Source organism: Rhizobium sp. R711 (genome assembly GCF_002211365.1).
Classification (GTDB): Bacteria; Pseudomonadota; Alphaproteobacteria; order Rhizobiales; family Rhizobiaceae; genus Rhizobium.
In genome coordinates this window covers 173,532-189,118 of record NZ_LOKZ01000023.1, presented here as the reverse complement: position 1 = coordinate 189,118, position 15,587 = coordinate 173,532, and the positions used below count along the sequence as shown (strand labels likewise).

Here is a 15,587-nt window from a genome sequence, read left to right as displayed (position 1 = left end):
GTTTCGGAGGAGACAGACATGGAAGACCTATCACCTCGCCCTGGCGATCTCGACGCAATCGAGACGGCCTCTCGCGACGAGATTGCTGCGCTTCAGCTTGAGCGGATGAAATGGTCGCTGCGCCACGCCTACGAGAACTCACGCTTTTACCGTGCGCGACTTGACGCGGCAGGTGTCCATCCCTCGGATCTGAAGTCGCTGGCCGATCTGGCGAAATTCCCCTTCACGACGAAGAAGGATCTTCGCGACACCTATCCGTTCGGGATGTTTGCCGTGCCGCGGGAAAAACTGGTTCGCATTCATGGGTCTTCGGGCACGACAGGCAAGCCGACCGTCGTCGGTTATACCCAAAAGGATATCGACACCTGGGCGGACATGGTGGCGCGCTCGATCCGGGCCGCCGGCGGTCGTCCCGGCGATATGGTGCATGTCGCCTATGGCTACGGGCTCTTCACCGGTGGCCTTGGTGCTCATTATGGCGCCGAGCGGCTTGGCTGTACTGTCGTGCCGATGTCGGGTGGCATGACGGAGCGGCAGGTCACCTTGATTGAGGATTTCAGGCCGCGCATCATCATGGTGACCCCCTCCTACATGCTCTCCATCCTGGACGAGTTCCGCAGGCAAGGAATTGATTCGCGCGAATGCTCGCTTGCGGTCGGTATCTTTGGCGCCGAGCCTTGGACAAATGCAATGCGCCTGGAAATCGAGCAGTCGTTCGACATGCATGCGGTCGATATCTATGGTCTCTCGGAAGTGATGGGCCCCGGTGTTGCCAGTGAGTGCGTCGAGACCAAGGACGGACTGCATATCTGGGAAGACCACTTTTATCCGGAGATCATCGATCCGGCGACCGGTGCGGTTCTTCCCGATGGCGAAATGGGCGAACTGGTCTTCACCACGCTGACCAAGGAAGGCCTGCCAATCATCCGATACCGCACCCGCGATCTGACGCGCCTGCTGCCTGGAACGGCACGCTCCATGCGGCGGATCGAAAAGATCACCGGCCGCTGCGACGACATGATGATCCTTCGCGGCGTCAACGTCTTTCCGACGCAGATCGAGGAGCAGATCCTGAAGTGTCGAGGGCTTGCGCCGCATTTCCAGATCGAGCTCAGCCGGTCCGGCCGCATGGACCAGATGACTGTCCATGTCGAATGTACGTCTGAGGCAGCCGACGAAATTGCGCGCGCCTCCTCGGCAAAATCCCTTGCCCACTACATCAAGAGCGTCGTTGGTGTTACCACAAAGGTCGAGATTCGCGATCCGGGTGGAGTCGCACGCTCCGAAGGCAAGGCAAAACGGGTCGTCGACAACCGACCAAAGGAATAAAAGCGGTTCGTTCCGGCGTGACGATCATTCCGGGAAGCACCTATTCAAATGTTGTCACAATCTCGTCGCGTGGAGGGCGCGCAGGAAGAACAGGAACATAGGATCATATGGCACGAACGCGCGCGATCGACTTTGAAGAGAAACAACGCAGCCTCCTCAGCAGCGCTGCTGCCGTTTTTGCCGAGATGGGAATGGAGAAAGCCTCCATGGCTCACATCGCCTCGCGCAGCAATGTTTCTAAAGCCCTGCTTTATCATTATTATCCGAGCAAGGATGCCCTGATCTTCGATATCATTCGCAACCATCTCGAGGAGTTGGAAGCTGCCGTTGCTGCCGCAGATCAACCCGCAGTCTCTCCTCAGGAGAGATTGCGGCTCCTCGTCCGTCAGGTATTGGAAAATTATCGCGGCGCCGACAACGAGCACAAGGTGCAACTGAACGGTACCAGCGCGCTTTCCCGCGAACAACTCGACGAGCTGCGGGAAATCGAAAGGCGGATCGTCAAGCGGTTTTCGAATACCATCATCGAGATCAACCCGGATCTCAATGCGAACAAGCCGCTGCTGATGCCGGTGACCATGTCGCTCTTCGGCATGATGAACTGGGTCTATATGTGGTTTCGTCCAGGCGGTCCGGTCAGCCGCGACGAATATGCCGACATCGCCACCACCCTTATCCTCGAGGGCGTCAAGGCGGTCCGCTAAGCGCATCGTACTATCACACTTGATTTCGACGGCACGCTATCGGCAGATCACCGTCACAGAGGATGATAAGTGGCGCGCCTGAACGATTGATTATTTCGGTTTGCCGGACATGAGGTTGCCGAGTTCCATCGGAAACGGGAACAAGACGGTTGAGTTCTTCTCGCTGGCGATGACGTTCAGGGTGCTTAAGTAGCGAAGTTGCATGGCCTCCGGCTGCTTGGCGAGTATTTCGGCCGCTTCGAGGAGCTTTGCAGCCGCCTGCTGCTCACCTTCGGCATTGATGACCTTTGCCCGGCGCTCGCGTTCGGCTTCCGCTTGGCGCGCTATTGCACGGATCATCGATTCGTTGATATCGACATGTTTGATCTCGACCGTGGCAACTTTGATGCCCCAGGCATCCGTTTGCGTGTCAAGGATTTCTTGAATGTCCAGGTTGAGCCTGTCGCGCTCTGCCAGCATCTCGTCGAGGTCGTGCTTGCCAAGGACAGAGCGCAATGTCGTCTGGGCAAGCTGACTTGTGGCCATCATGAAGTCTTCGACCTGTATCGTCGACTTCTCGGGATCGATGACCCTGAAGTAGATCACGGCGCTGACGCGCACCGATACATTATCGTGCGAGATAACGTCCTGGCTGGGGACATCGAGTACGCGCGTGCGCAAGTCGACCCGTATCATCTGCTGGACGTAGGGCACAAGGAGTATCAACCCGGGTCCCTTGACGCCGGTAAAGCGGCCAAATGTGAAAACGACGCCGCGTTCGTATTCCCGCAGGATCTTGACCGCGGATGCAATGATGACGAGCAAAATCAGGATCGCCACAAGATAAAACGCAAGATCTGCAAACATAGCCATGACGTCTTCTCCTGCCTTCAAGCCGCTAAGTCTCGTTGATGCGCCTTTCGACCTTAAGCATCAGCCCGTTGCGGGCAATTACGCTGACAGGGTCCCCTGCGGTAAGCGCATCGGCGGAAATAGCCTTCCAGCGCTCGCCATGCGCGATGACGTAACCCGTCGCTCCAGCCCAACTCTCGACCTTGCCCGAAATGCCGATCATCTGCTCTGCGCCCGTCGCGACGTCGCGCCGCCGCGAGGTAAATGCCAGGCGAGCAACGAGAAGGCTGAAAGCAAGGCATGCAAGAGCGATTGTGCCAAGTAAAGGACGCGAAACCTGAAGGCCCGGCATATCCGTATCGAACAGAATGGTTGCGCCCAGGATCACGGCAATCCCGCCGCCAATGCCAAAGGCGCCGAAGCTTGGCGAATGGATCTCGGCAACCGTCAATCCCACGCCGAGGACGATAAGCCCAATGCCGGCAAAACTTACCGGAAGCAGTGCCAAGGCATAAAGACCGAGAAGGAGGCAGATGCCGCCGATCGTGCCGGGAAGCATCGTCCCCGGCGCAAGAAATTCGAAGATCAGACCGTAGATGCCGACCATCATCAGGATGATTGCAATGTTCGGATCGGTAATTACCGAAAGCAGTCGCGTGCGCCAGTCCGGTTCGAATTCCTGGACAGCTAAACCGGTGGTATCTATTTGGATGTCGGTCTGGCCGACCTGCACGATGCGCGCTTGTGCCTGCGCAAGCAGATTGTTGACATCAACCGCTGTGAAATCAATGACATGTTCGCGCACGGCTGCAGTCGATGAAAGGCTCGCGCCTTCCCGCACGGCACGCTCTGCCCAGTCGGCGTTGCGATTGCGCAGTTCCGCAAGCCCGCGAATATAGGCTACCGCGTCGTTGATGAGTTTTTTGTCGCTGGCGCTGCCTGGAGCCTCGGCTGGCTTGTCGTTTTGTTTGCCCGGTTCCTTTTCGGGTTTCGTATCACCGCCAAAAGGATTTACGCCGATCGCGATCGGTGTCGCTGCTCCCAAGTTGGTGCCTGGCGCCATCGCCGCAATGTGGCATGCATAGACAATATAGGTGCCGGCGCTCGCAGCCCGCGCACCGCTCGGTGCGACGAAGCCGGCGACTGGCACGGGCGAGGCAAGGATCGCGCGAATGATGACCCGCATGGAGGTGTCAAGGCCGCCGGGCGTGTCCATCTCAAGGATAATCAGGCCCGCTCCGCCAGCCCGCTGAATGCCCCGTGTCACATAGTCTGCTGTTGCAGGCCCAATGGCGCCGCTCACCTTGAGGACGACCGCAGCGCGGTTGGTTTGCGACGCTGATAGTGTGAAGATGCTAGGAGTTGAGAACAGCGTGAACAACAAGATCAGCATTGGCGATAGCCATCGCCAACACCTTAAACTCAGCGCTACCACCTCCGGAACGCTCATGATTTCTAATATATGTCAGAAATCCCAAAGAGAAAGGAAGCCCCGCAGGTGCGTGCCCCAAAGACGGACGTAAAGCTCAAGCTTTCGCTCGAGGTCAGCTTAGCTTGCGAGCGTGACGGCTCAAGTCTCAGATGGACGTTTGAGGGCAATGTCGCTTGTTGCCGCTATCCCTTCATCAGACAGCTTCGCAAGCGCAAAGCCGCCGCCGGAACTGCGCGAGAACCGGTGAAAAATCAAAAAAAATGCGGATACAGACACTCTAAATAAAACCCCCGATGTGATAAAATTTGCAACTCGCTCGAGGATGAGATGCCGGGCGATGTTTCGACTTTTCGCAAAGCGGTTTGCCGGGGTGCCAAGGCGGCGTTTCCGCTATGCCGGAAAGGTGAAGCCCCTCTCCGGGGCCTCGCGATAACATCTCGGAATGGGAGGTGTACAATGCTTCGCAGATTGTTTCTCACCCTGGCTATTGCGACGTCCGCACTCGCAATCAATGGAGCCGCATGGGCCGATATCACGATCCTCGTGCCGTCGGGCAGCGAGGGCGACGGTCTGAGGGCCGCTGCCGGGGACTACGCAAAGTTGAAGGGCACGAAGGTGGAGGCCGTACAGGCGCCTTATGCCAACGTCTTCGAGCAAGGCGCCAATGCGGGTGCGACCAAGTCCGGTGTGTTCGACATTATCCTCATGGACGATCCGTGGATTCCGTTTTTCGCCGAGAACGGACATCTGGAGGATTTGACCGCTTACTTCAAGAAGGCCGGAATGGAAGGGCCGGACAGTGACTTCCTTTCGAAGTCCCTGGCGGTCTGCCGCAATCCCTACAATACGGGACCCTACGTATGTCTACCCTATGTGGGGAACGCGCAGATGTTCTTCTATGACGCCGCCAAGTACAAGGAAGCCGGCGTCGATGCTCCAAAGACATGGGATGACGTGTTGAAGGCGAGCAAGAAGCTGACAGAAGGCGGAGGTGGCCGCTATTTCGGTTACGTCTTCCGAGGCGGGCAAGGAAATCCGGTGGTTGCCGATTTCATGCCAATCTTCTGGTCCTATGGCGCTGATATGTTCAACGCTGACCGAACGAAGGTAACGATCGATACGCCAGAAGGGGCGGCTGCGATGAAGACATTCATTGCGCTACGCGATGTCTCGCCGAAGGGCGTGGAGAGCTACAACGCCAACGAGGTTGGCACCGCGCTCGCCGCCGGTACCGCTGCTTCATCGATCAACTGGCCGAACTGGGTTGCGACCTTTGAGGATCCGACGCAATCGAAGATGGTCGGCAAGATTTCCTACAGTCCCATTCCCGCCGGAACGAAACCGGGCAGCTCGGAAATCGGCCATTGGACCATGGGCATCATGTCGGCTTCCAAGAATAAGCAGGAAGCATTCGACTTCATGATGTGGGCAACCTCGCCCGAACAGATGAAGATTTCGGCGCTACGTGGCAATCCGCCGGTCCGGACCTCGGTCTTCACCGACCCGGAACTGACCTCGCAGGAGAAGTTCCGGCACTATCCGGTGTTGATGCAGGCAATCCAGGCCTCGACCCCCCGCCCGCGTCACCCGAAGTGGCCAGAGATCGAGAATGCCTTCGGCATCGAGCTTTCCAAGGTGGTCGCAGGCACGATCACGCCGCAAGAAGCTCTGAAGAACTCGCAGGAGGCGGTCTCACGGATTACGAACCTTTACTAGGCGACAGCCGTTCGGAGCGGGGTTTTCAAACGCCGCTCCCTTGACTGCGCCGGCAACCGCGTCCGATGTGCCGGTAACCCGAGAATTCAGGCGCGCCGTGGCAGGGCTTACGGGAGAGGTCAATGTTGACGTCGCAAAGTCAAAGCTTGGCCGCGCCGCCTCGAGTGGGCGCCGGTCTGGAGCAATGGGTGGAGCGGCATTTGCGTTTCCTCATGCTTGCGCCGACAGTCCTTATGCTTCTAAGCCTGACGATCTTTCCCAGCGTCTACATGTTCTATGCAGCGGTTCACAAAATCAGCCCGAATCCCGATCTGCCCTGGACCTTCGTCGGTGCTGATAATTTTGCGCGGCTTTTGTCCGACACGCAATTTCACGTGGCGCTCTGGAATACCACCATATTTGCAGTCGTGGCGGTAACGGCGGAATTCGTCCTCGGTCTCGGCCTGGCCCTGCTCCTCAATAAATTCATCCGCAAGCTGACCTTTTTGAAGACCGTCCTGATGATCCCGATGATGCTGCCGCCGATCGCGGTCGCGATCACGTGGAAGCTGATCTATGAACCTCAGTTCGGCGTCCTCAACGAAATCATGTTCCGCCTTGGCCTGCCATTGCAGGCATGGGCGGGCGACGTCAACCTTGCGATGTTCTCGATCATCGTTGCCGATGTCTGGCAATGGACACCCTTCATATTTCTTCTAATGCTGGCGGGGTTGGCAAGCTTGCCAGTCGAGCCCTATGAGGCCGCTGCGCTCGACGGAGCATCGTCCTGGCAGCAGTTCCGGGACCTGACGCTGCCGTTCCTCAAGCCGGTCATCGCCATTGCGCTTCTCCTGCGTGTCATGGATGCACTGCGTCTTTTCGATCTGGTCTTCATACTGACGGGAGGGGGCCCGGCTGACCGGACCAAGGTCTTGAGCCTTTATATTTATCAGGTCGCCTACCGCTTCGCCGATCCAGGCTACGCGGCCGCGATGTCGCTTTTCGTGCTGTTCGTAACGATCATCTTAAGCAGCTGGTTCATGAAACGCATGCGGTTGGCGGAATGACCATGACACTGCCAAAAACCATATACGCGCGCAGCCGGACCAAGGAGGTTCTCATCCGCCTGCTGGCCTATCTGACGATCGTTGTCGCGCTGGTCGTCACACTTTTTCCGATCTACTGGATTGCGACCAACTCGTTCAAATATGATATCGACATTTTCGCAGTACCGCCTGAATGGCTGCCCCGCAACCCCACCCTAAAACACTACAATGAAGCGTTTATCCAGCGTCCGTTCCTGCGCTACGCGCTAAACAGCTTGCTCGTCGCCGTAGGAACGACGACCGTTTCGGTAACCTTCGGCACAATGGCCGGCTATGCCTTGGCCCGGTTCAGCTATCCCTGGCAGTGGCGGAAGCAGATTTCGTTCTGGATCCTGTCAACGCGCATGATGCCGCCCATCGTCAGCATCATTCCGCTCTACTTGTTCTTCAACTACTTCGACATGCTCAACACGAAGTCGGCTCTCATCGTCGCCTACACCGCCTTCAATCTCCCCTTCGCGACTTGGATGATGAAGAGCTACTTCCAAGATCTTCCGGTCGAGCTGGAGGAGGCGGCGATCGTCGACGGCGACACACGGTGGGGTGCATTCCTGCATGTGGCGCTGCCTCTTGCCCGGCCCGGGCTTGCAGCCACCGCGATCTTCTGCGTGATCATTTCGTGGAACGAGTTTCTACTTTCCCTCATCATCACGCTCACCGAGCAGTCGCAGACGCTGCCCATTGGCATTGCCGGGCGAGTAACGCAGTACAATACATATTGGGGTGAAATCAGCGCGGCGGGGTTCATGGCATGCGTGCCAATCGTCATCTTCGCCTTCATCGTCCAGAAGCATCTCGTCCGGGGATTGTCCCTGGGCGCCGTCAAAGGTTGAGGCCTATGGCATCCGTCACATTCAACAACGTTTGCAAGAAGTTCGGTGAATTCGTTGCCGTTCGTGATTTCAACCTCGAGATCAGGGACAACGAGTTTCTCGTTTTGCTCGGACCTTCCGGTTGCGGCAAAACAACGACCATGCGGATGGTTGCGGGGCTGGAGGAAGCGACACTCGGCGACATCTACATCGACGAGGACCGCGTCAATGGTGTCCTTCCCAAGTATCGCGACGTCGCCATGGTATTCCAGTCATATGCTTTGTATCCACACCTCACCGTCGAAGACAATATCGGCTACCCGCTAAAGATCCGCAAAGTTCCGCCGGCTGAATGCAAGCGACGAATAGCCGAAGTCGCACGGCGCGTGGAACTCGAACCGATGTTGTCGCGGCTGCCGAAGGAGCTTTCCGGCGGTCAGCGCCAGCGCGTGGCACTTGCCCGCGCTATCGTACGCACGCCACGCGTATTTTTGATGGACGAGCCGCTGTCCAATCTCGACGCCAAGCTTCGCACGCAGATGCGCGCCGAGCTGAAGCATCTGCAGCATGAGCTTAAGGTCACGACGATCTATGTCACCCATGACCAGATAGAAGCGATGACGCTGGCCCATCGAGTGGCCGTGATGAATAATGGCGTCGTCGAGCAGCTTGGGACGCCGCGGGAAATCTATAACGATCCCCGCACACTCTTCGTTGCCGGCTTTGTCGGCTCGCCGCCGATGAACCTCATTCCGGGAGAAGTGAGAGACGGTGTGTTCGCCAGTTCCGGCCTCAGGGTTACCGGTATCGGCCGGGCAAACGTCTCTTCAGCGGTCCTCGGCGTCCGCCCGGAGGACGTCCACCCCACTGATGCCGGCGATGCAGACGTCAATCTGATGGCGCCGATCTATTCGGCGGAACTCACCGGCGAGAATACGCTTGTGAGCCTGCGGTTGGGAGGTCAACTCGTCACCTTGCGTGCCGACAAGAATTTCACGGGTCAGATCGACCAGCAGATCGGCGTCAAGGTCGCGACGGATCGCGTCTTTCTGTTCGATGGCCGGACTAACGACCGTGTTGACTTCTAGCCTTTGGACGGCGGCGATGGTGATCACCCTGGCATTTGGTGCGAGTGCTGCCGATGGCCGCTTCACCGCTGAAAATCCGCTGATTGAAATTCCTGCCGGGACGTTCATCTTCGGCCGCGACGACGGCCCTGAAAACGAACGCCCGCGGCTGGAACTGGAGGGGCAGGCGTTTGCGATCAATCGCACCGAGATTACAAACCAGCAATATGAGCTCTTCGTCAAGGAGACCGGCCATCGTGCGGCCTTCTATGCCAATCACCCAATCCTCGGATTGGACGACCGACCGGTCGTCGGGGTCAGTTGGGGAGATGCCGATGCATTTTGCCGTCACTACGGGTTGGATCTTCCATCGGAACGACAGTACGAACGGGCGGCGCGAGGAACGAAGGGCGGCGCGTTTCCATGGGGCGAGGTCCCACCAGGCATTGCGCGGACAAATGCCGGAGCCGATGTCTGTTGTTCCGCAGACGCGCGCGATGGGTATCCGATGACCGCACCGGCGGCGTCCTTTGCCGATGGCGCAAGCAAGGAGGGCGTCCTCAATCTTGTCGGCAATGTCTGGGAGTGGACTCGCGATGTCTACGCCCCGTATGAAGGTGGGACCGCGGCGAAGAACACCGGGGTATACCGCGTGCTTCGTGGTGGCTCCTGGAACAGCGATCCAAGCCACCTGACAACGACATATCGCCTCGCCTATGAGCCTGAATTCCGGTTCTCAGCCAATGGTGGTTTCAGATGCGTGCGTTCTGCACCTTGATTGTCGTAGCCGCTTTTCTACTCCTAGCCGCTGGCGCCGGTGCCGTGCCGACGGCGTCGGCCGGCTACACGCTCGAGACCTTCAACACGCCTGGTGCCGCCTTCGCCGGCCTGTCTCGCGATGCCGGAGGCTTGCTCGTCAGCGATCTCGCCAGCGGCCGGCTCTACCGGCGCGGCGCGGACGGCAAGCTTGTCGCATTCGGTCCGGTATTTCCCCATGGCCTCGACGTGATCGGCGACCCGACGGGTCCCTATCGTGTGGTCCGTACCGGCGATGGCGTTGTCGTCGCCCAGGGATGGACGCCGGTCGGCTCCAAGGAGGGGCCATTCGACCACGCGCTCGTTTCGATCGACGCCGCCGGTCAGGTCCATGTCATCAGCAGTGATTTCTGGAATCCGTTCGACTTCATTGCAGCGAGCGGAAGCTACTACGTAGTCGACTCCGCACGAAACAGTCTCGAGCGCATACGGCCCGACGGCCGGAAAAGCACGCTTTTGACATTCCGCCGCATGAGCCAGGCGCCAACGGCGCTCCGCAGCCTTTCCCCGACGGAGTTCGCCGAAGGCAACAGTTACGAAACCGATTCTGTGCCGACTGGTATCGCCCTTCACGAAGGGCGCCTCTACATAGCGCTGTTCGGCGGCTTTCCTTTCCTTGCCGGAGGTGGAAAGATCGTTTCGCTTCCCGAAGCTGGCGATCAGTCAACGCCGCAGATTGAGGTAGAAGCTCTCAATGCGCCGGTAAGTGTTGCTTTCGACAAGGGTGGAGAAATGCTTGTTCTCGAACACGGCACCTACGACCAGAAGGATGGTTTTCGCAAGGCGAGCGGAAGATTGCTCAAGTTCGATAAAGTGGGGCGGGAACGGAAGACTATTCTCGAGGGCCTGACCCGCCCAGTGTCTGTGCTTGTCTGGGATGAACGGCGGATCGTCGTTTCCGAGCTGGGCGGCAACCTTCACGTCTTGACGCGTGTATCTGCTCGCTGACCGTGGCTTTGCGGAATTGGTTGGATCCTATGAGGAGGCTATAGCGACCAGCCCTGTGGCAGGGCGAGGTGCTTCACCACCACAAACACCCCACCTCGGAGGCAAGCATGCCTATCTCAGCGCACCGATCCGGAGCGCCGGCCGCTATTCACCTTCCTCACAGGATCTACCTAGTTCCCGGTCTCTTGTCGTATATTAATGCTGTCGAAACAATGCGGTAGCGACGCGCTCGGCGCTAAATCGCGATCGATCAGATCTCGCTTGCTGGTGGAACAGGATCGGCTCAGTCAACGAATTTAAGCCGCTCCAGGATCAACGGATCATATTTCGGAGCCTCGATCCGCTGACGGTCTGCCTCCGGTTCGTTCAGCGGCTCAACGGGTCGAAGCTTATCTTTGGCCTCCAGGGCAAGGCGCTGATAGATTCCGGTTCCCTGGCGCTTCCAGGCGATCTCTTTTTCGCTGAGCTCGCGAATGACCCTGACTGGCGATCCGACCGCAAGGCTGTTTGGGGGGATATCGGCCCCGGCCTTGACGAAAGCCATGGCTGCAACGATCGAATTTTCGCCGATTACCGCTTCGTCCATGACGACCGCGTTCATCCCGACCATGGCATTGCGACCAATCCGGCAGCCGTGCAGAACCGCTCCGTGGCCGATATGGCCGCCTTCGCCAATCACCACCTCGACGTCGGGAAAGCTGTGAACAACGCAGGTCTCCTGGACGTTTGAGCCGCGTTCCATGACGATCCGTCCGAAATCACCTCGCAGCACGGCACAGGGGCCGACATAGCAGGCGGGGCCGATGATGACATCGCCGATCACAACCGCTGCTGGATGAATGAAGGCCGTCGGATGGATGACGGGCACGACGCCGTCATAGGAGTAGACCTGCGCCATCTCGTTCAGTTCCTTGTCCTGGCGACCATCGTCAACACGTCGTATTGCGCGACCGTCGCACCGTTCTGGTTGGTCACCCTGCAATCCCAGCGCACCTCACCATGCTCAGCGCCGATGCGCGGATTGATTTCCTTGCAGGTCAGTTGCACCTGCAAGGTGTCCCCCGAATTGACCGGCGTGAGGAAACGCAAGTTGTCGATGCCATAATTAGCAAGGACCGGACCGGGAGCTGGGTCGACAAACAGGCCAGCAGCGAAGGAGACGATCAGATAGCCGTGGGCAACACGCCCGTCAAAGAAGGGATTGGCGCGGGCGGCTTCCTCGTCCATGTGGGCGTAAAAGGTGTCACCGGTGAAGTTGGCAAAATGCTCGATATCCTCGAGCGTGACCACGCGCGTGCCGGTGACGAGCTGGTCGCCGACGCGCAATTCGGCCAGCGACTTGCGGAACGGATGTTCGCCATCCTTGCGCACCTCGGCATCCGCAACCCAGCGGCCGGTGACAGCCGACAAAAGTGTGGGCGAAGCCTGCACGGCGGTTCGCTGCATGTAGTGCTTTACCCCGCGCAGTCCACCGAGCTCCTCGCCGCCGCCGGCGCGTCCGGGGCCACCATGCACCAGGCCCGGTAACGGAGAGCCGTGTCCAGTCGACGTCCTTGCACTCACGCGGTTGCCGATCAGCACGCGACCGTGGAACGGCGCCATGCCAAGGACGACGTCTTCGGCAAAGGCTGGATCGTTCGTGAAGACCGACGATACCAGGCTTCCCTTGCCACGACGGGCAAGGTCGACGGCCTCTTCAGCGCTCTCATAGGGCATCACCGTGCTAACGGGGCCGAAGGCCTCGACGTCGTGAACGGCCTTGGCTTCCCATGGCTTGTCGCAATAAAGGAGAACCGGATTGAGGAAGGCGCCGGCATCGGCGTCACCCGACACGATACACGGATTGTCAGGGTCGCCGGCGACGATTTCGGCGTCGGCAAGCAGATCGCCAATGCGGGCACGGACCTCGTCGCGCTGGGCAAGGCTTGCAAGCGGACCCATGCGGACGTTGTCATCGGCCGCGTTGCCAAGTGCTGTCTTGCCAAGGCGTTCCTCAAGGGCGGAGATCAGCGCGTCGCAATAAACGCGGGGTGCGATGATACGGCGGATCGCGGTGCACTTCTGGCCGGCCTTTGCCGTCATTTCACGGGAGACTTCCTTGACGAAAAGGTCGAATTCCACGGTGCCAGGTCCGGCGTCAAGGCCGAGGACTGAGGCATTGAGGCTGTCTGCCTCCATGGTGAAGCGCACGGAATTGTCGATGATCGCCGGATGCGTTTTCAGTTTGCGGCCGGTCCGCGCCGAACCCGTAAACGTGACAACATCCTGTCCGTCGACGTGGTCCAGGAGGTCGCCGACAGAACCGCAGACAAGTTGCACGGCGCCTTCGGGCAAAAGACCGGTTTCGACCATACGGCGGACAACCAGCTCGGTAAGATAGGCCGTCTGGCTTGCCGGCTTGACGATCGCCGGCATGCCGGCAAGCAGGGTCGGCGCCAGCTTCTCCAACATGCCCCAGACCGGAAAATTGAAGGCATTGATGTGAACTGCGACACCCTGCAGCGGCGACAGGATGTGCCGCGCCGCGAACGTGCCATCGCGCGACAGCGTTTCCACGTCGCCATCGATGAGCACACGGGTATTGGGCAGCTCGCGCCGGCCTTTTGAGGCATAGGACAGCAACGTGCCGATACCACCGTCGATATCGATCCAGCTGTCTGCCTTCGTCGCACCGGTTGCCGACGAAAGGAGGTAGAACTCCTCCTTGCGCTCCATCAGCGCCTGGCCAAGCGCCTTCAGCATGGCGGCACGTTCGTGAAACGACATGCGGCGCAGCGTCGGGCCCGCGCTTTGGCGGCCATAGGAGAGAGACGCAGCAAAGTCCACGCCGGTCGAATCAATCCATGCCACCGGTACGCCCGTGGAGGCGTCGCGCAGTTCGGCGCCATCCCTGGTGCCGCGAACCCAGCGGCCATAGACGTAGCTTTCGAGGCGACGCGGCGGGTTTACCAGAACGTCCATCATTTTATCCTTCCGGTCAGTTCAGATTGCACGCAGCAAGCCGCGCATCAATGGCCGCTCGCCATTCAGACATCAGCGCCTCGTTGGGTGTGTGGCGAAGGCCAAAGCGAGCCAGCGTTTCAAATCGGGCCGAGGCAGATAGCCCGAAGCTTGCGGCAACGCGCGGGCGCCAATAGGCGATCGCCTCACGCGCCGCCCTCGCGCCATTTTCACTTTCAGCAATCCGGTTCAGCGCTTCGATGCCAAGGTCGGTGTGATGGGCCTCCCGCGGCAGGATCGCGCGGAACACGTCGGCAAGTGGCTGATAGGAAACGTGTGTGAGTTCGCGCAGCTGGAAAGTGCTTGCAGTGCCCATCAGCACGTTCATGACGACCGCGTCGATCCAGCCCTGCAGCGGATAGTGAAAAACCGAAAGGCGCATGTCGCCGCCCTGACGCGCAGCACCGATGTCGGCATCGCGTGCCAGGCGCGCATCCCACGGATGATGTATCGCATAACGGCCGGTATCGGCGCCGAAGCTTCCCATGATCTCCAGCACGCGACCCGCATGATCGGTCTTTTCGAGCACGATCTTGGCAGACGCGATGCGCTCCTTGATCCCGGGCGCATCGTTGATCGTGTCGGCAAAGCCGGCAGCGCCGGCAAGCTCGCTGTCGACGAAACTCGCCATCAGGCGCAGAAGCTCGCCGCGATAACGAGGAGGCGCATTGTCGGGCGACGTCAGCACGCCCCCTTTGAGCAGATATTCCTCGATCGGCATCGTATCGGACATTGATTGGTCTCCGTTCTATCGCGGACTATTGATCATAGCTGACCACGACACGGTCGCTCAGCGGATAGCACTGGCAAGTCAAGACGTAGCCCTGCCGGACCTCATAGTCCTCGAGAGCATGGTTGACCTCCATCTCGGTCTCGCCTTCGATCACCTTGGCCCGGCAAGTCGAACAGACGCCTGCCTTGCAGGCATAGGGGGCGTCCATGCTGTTTTCGAGAGCCGCTTCCAGCAGCGTCTGACCCTGCTTCGGCATCTTGAAGACACGGGTGGCGCCGTCGAGCGTTACAGTCGCCTCGCACGCGGTCTCTCTGTCGGAAGCAGAAACGCTTTCGATCCTTTGGCGTGCGCGGCCGGGCTGGGAGGAGGCGAAGAGCTCGAATTTGATCTGTTCGTCGCGCATGCCGTGATCGCGAAGGGCGGCGGCGATCGTCAGCATCATCGGTTCTGGACCGCAGATGAAGGCGGTATCGACCGACTTCGGATCGATCCAGTGCTTGAAGAGCGCCTTGCACTTCTGCGCGTCGATCCGGCCGGTGAAAAGGTCGATATCCTGGGCTTCGCTTTCCAGCACATGCAGAATCGACAGGCGGCCAAGATAGGTATTCTTCAGGTCGTCCAGTTCCTCACGGAACATGATCGAGCTGATCTGACGGTTTGCGTAGACGAGGGTGAAGCGTGAACGGGGCTCGTGCGCAAGCGTGGTCTTGATGATGGACAGCACCGGCGTGATGCCGCTGCCGCCGGCAAATCCGAGATAGCTCTTGGAAACCTCAGGTTCGATCGCGGTGAAGAATGCACCCATCGGCGGCATCGCTTCCAGCGTATCACCGACCCGCAACTCTTCATTTGCCCAGGTCGAAAAACAGCCGCCATCCACCCGCTTGATGCCGACCCTCAAAACACTTTCGTTGCGCCCGGCACAGATCGAATAAGATCGGCGCAGCTCCTCGCCGTCGAACTTGCGGCGGAACGTCAGGTACTGGCCCTGCGTGAAATCGAACGCACCACGGTCCTCGTCCGGCGGAGCAAGGGTGACGACCACGGCATCGCGCGTTTCGCGCCTGACGTCAGTGACCTGAAGAGAATGAAAACGTGCCATATTGCGGACCTC

Annotated in this window: 14 protein-coding genes; 8 read left to right on the top strand and 6 right to left on the bottom strand. The window is 59.2% G+C overall.

Features of this window, described 5'->3' with window-relative positions; translation table 11 throughout:
• The first annotated feature begins 18 nt into the window (after positions 1-18).
• Positions 19-1,329 (top strand): phenylacetate--CoA ligase PaaK, encoded by a 1,311-nt coding sequence (gene paaK, locus ATY80_RS19100; RefSeq protein ID WP_088693909.1) that lies wholly within the window; start codon positions 19-21, stop codon positions 1,327-1,329.
• A gap of 107 nt (positions 1,330-1,436) precedes the next feature.
• Positions 1,437-2,033, top strand: a complete 597-nt coding sequence (locus tag ATY80_RS19095; RefSeq protein ID WP_088693908.1) for a TetR/AcrR family transcriptional regulator — start codon at positions 1,437-1,439, stop codon at positions 2,031-2,033.
• Positions 2,034-2,123: 90 nt separating this feature from the next.
• On the opposite strand, the gene ATY80_RS19090 is transcribed toward ATY80_RS19095, so the two are convergent.
• Complete coding sequence (locus ATY80_RS19090) at positions 2,124-2,885, bottom strand: slipin family protein (RefSeq protein ID WP_088693907.1); 762 nt, start codon at positions 2,883-2,885, stop codon at positions 2,124-2,126.
• Positions 2,886-2,910: 25 nt separating this feature from the next.
• Positions 2,911-4,314, bottom strand: a complete 1,404-nt coding sequence (locus ATY80_RS19085; protein ID WP_088693906.1) for a nodulation protein NfeD — start codon at positions 4,312-4,314, stop codon at positions 2,911-2,913.
• Positions 4,315-4,752: 438 nt separating this feature from the next.
• On the opposite strand from ATY80_RS19085, the gene ATY80_RS19080 reads away from it, so the two are divergent.
• The 6 genes from ATY80_RS19080 to ATY80_RS19055 all read left to right on the top strand — a co-directional run bounded on the left by ATY80_RS19080 (position 4,753) and on the right by ATY80_RS19055 (position 10,740).
• Positions 4,753-6,012, top strand: coding sequence for an ABC transporter substrate-binding protein (locus tag ATY80_RS19080; protein WP_088693905.1), 1,260 nt, complete (start codon positions 4,753-4,755; stop codon positions 6,010-6,012).
• A gap of 122 nt (positions 6,013-6,134) precedes the next feature.
• Positions 6,135-7,058, top strand: coding sequence for a sugar ABC transporter permease (locus ATY80_RS19075; protein ID WP_088693904.1), 924 nt, complete (start codon positions 6,135-6,137; stop codon positions 7,056-7,058).
• Complete coding sequence (locus ATY80_RS19070) at positions 7,055-7,930, top strand: carbohydrate ABC transporter permease (protein WP_088693903.1); 876 nt, start codon at positions 7,055-7,057, stop codon at positions 7,928-7,930. The genes ATY80_RS19075 and ATY80_RS19070 overlap by 4 nt, the downstream gene beginning before the upstream one ends.
• Positions 7,931-7,935: 5 nt before the next feature.
• Entirely contained in the window at positions 7,936-8,997 is a 1,062-nt protein-coding gene (locus ATY80_RS19065) for an ABC transporter ATP-binding protein (RefSeq protein ID WP_088693902.1), read from the top strand.
• 16 nt (positions 8,998-9,013) lie between these two features.
• Positions 9,014-9,754 (top strand): SUMF1/EgtB/PvdO family nonheme iron enzyme, encoded by a 741-nt coding sequence (locus tag ATY80_RS19060; RefSeq protein WP_088693901.1) that lies wholly within the window; start codon positions 9,014-9,016, stop codon positions 9,752-9,754.
• Positions 9,733-10,740, top strand: coding sequence for a ScyD/ScyE family protein (locus ATY80_RS19055; protein ID WP_088693900.1), 1,008 nt, complete (start codon positions 9,733-9,735; stop codon positions 10,738-10,740). Before ATY80_RS19060 ends, ATY80_RS19055 begins: the two co-directional genes overlap by 22 nt.
• Before the next feature lie 283 nt (positions 10,741-11,023).
• Here the strand turns inward: ATY80_RS19055 and ATY80_RS19050 are convergent, their stop codons facing one another.
• From ATY80_RS19050 to paaE, 4 genes are read right to left on the bottom strand one after another with little or no spacing between them, the layout of a single operon-like run.
• On the bottom strand, positions 11,024-11,638 hold the full coding sequence (locus tag ATY80_RS19050) for a transferase hexapeptide repeat family protein (protein ID WP_088693899.1): 615 nt from the start codon (positions 11,636-11,638) through the stop codon (positions 11,024-11,026).
• A gap of 5 nt (positions 11,639-11,643) precedes the next feature.
• Complete coding sequence (gene paaZ, locus ATY80_RS19045) at positions 11,644-13,701, bottom strand: phenylacetic acid degradation bifunctional protein PaaZ (protein ID WP_088694077.1); 2,058 nt, start codon at positions 13,699-13,701, stop codon at positions 11,644-11,646.
• Positions 13,702-13,717: 16 nt separating this feature from the next.
• Complete coding sequence (locus tag ATY80_RS19040) at positions 13,718-14,473, bottom strand: Phenylacetic acid catabolic protein (protein ID WP_088693898.1); 756 nt, start codon at positions 14,471-14,473, stop codon at positions 13,718-13,720.
• A gap of 25 nt (positions 14,474-14,498) precedes the next feature.
• A complete protein-coding gene (gene paaE / locus ATY80_RS19035) occupies positions 14,499-15,575 on the bottom strand; it encodes a 1,2-phenylacetyl-CoA epoxidase subunit PaaE (RefSeq protein ID WP_088693897.1) in 1,077 nt (358 codons plus the stop codon).
• Between the last annotated feature and the right edge of the window lie 12 nt (positions 15,576-15,587).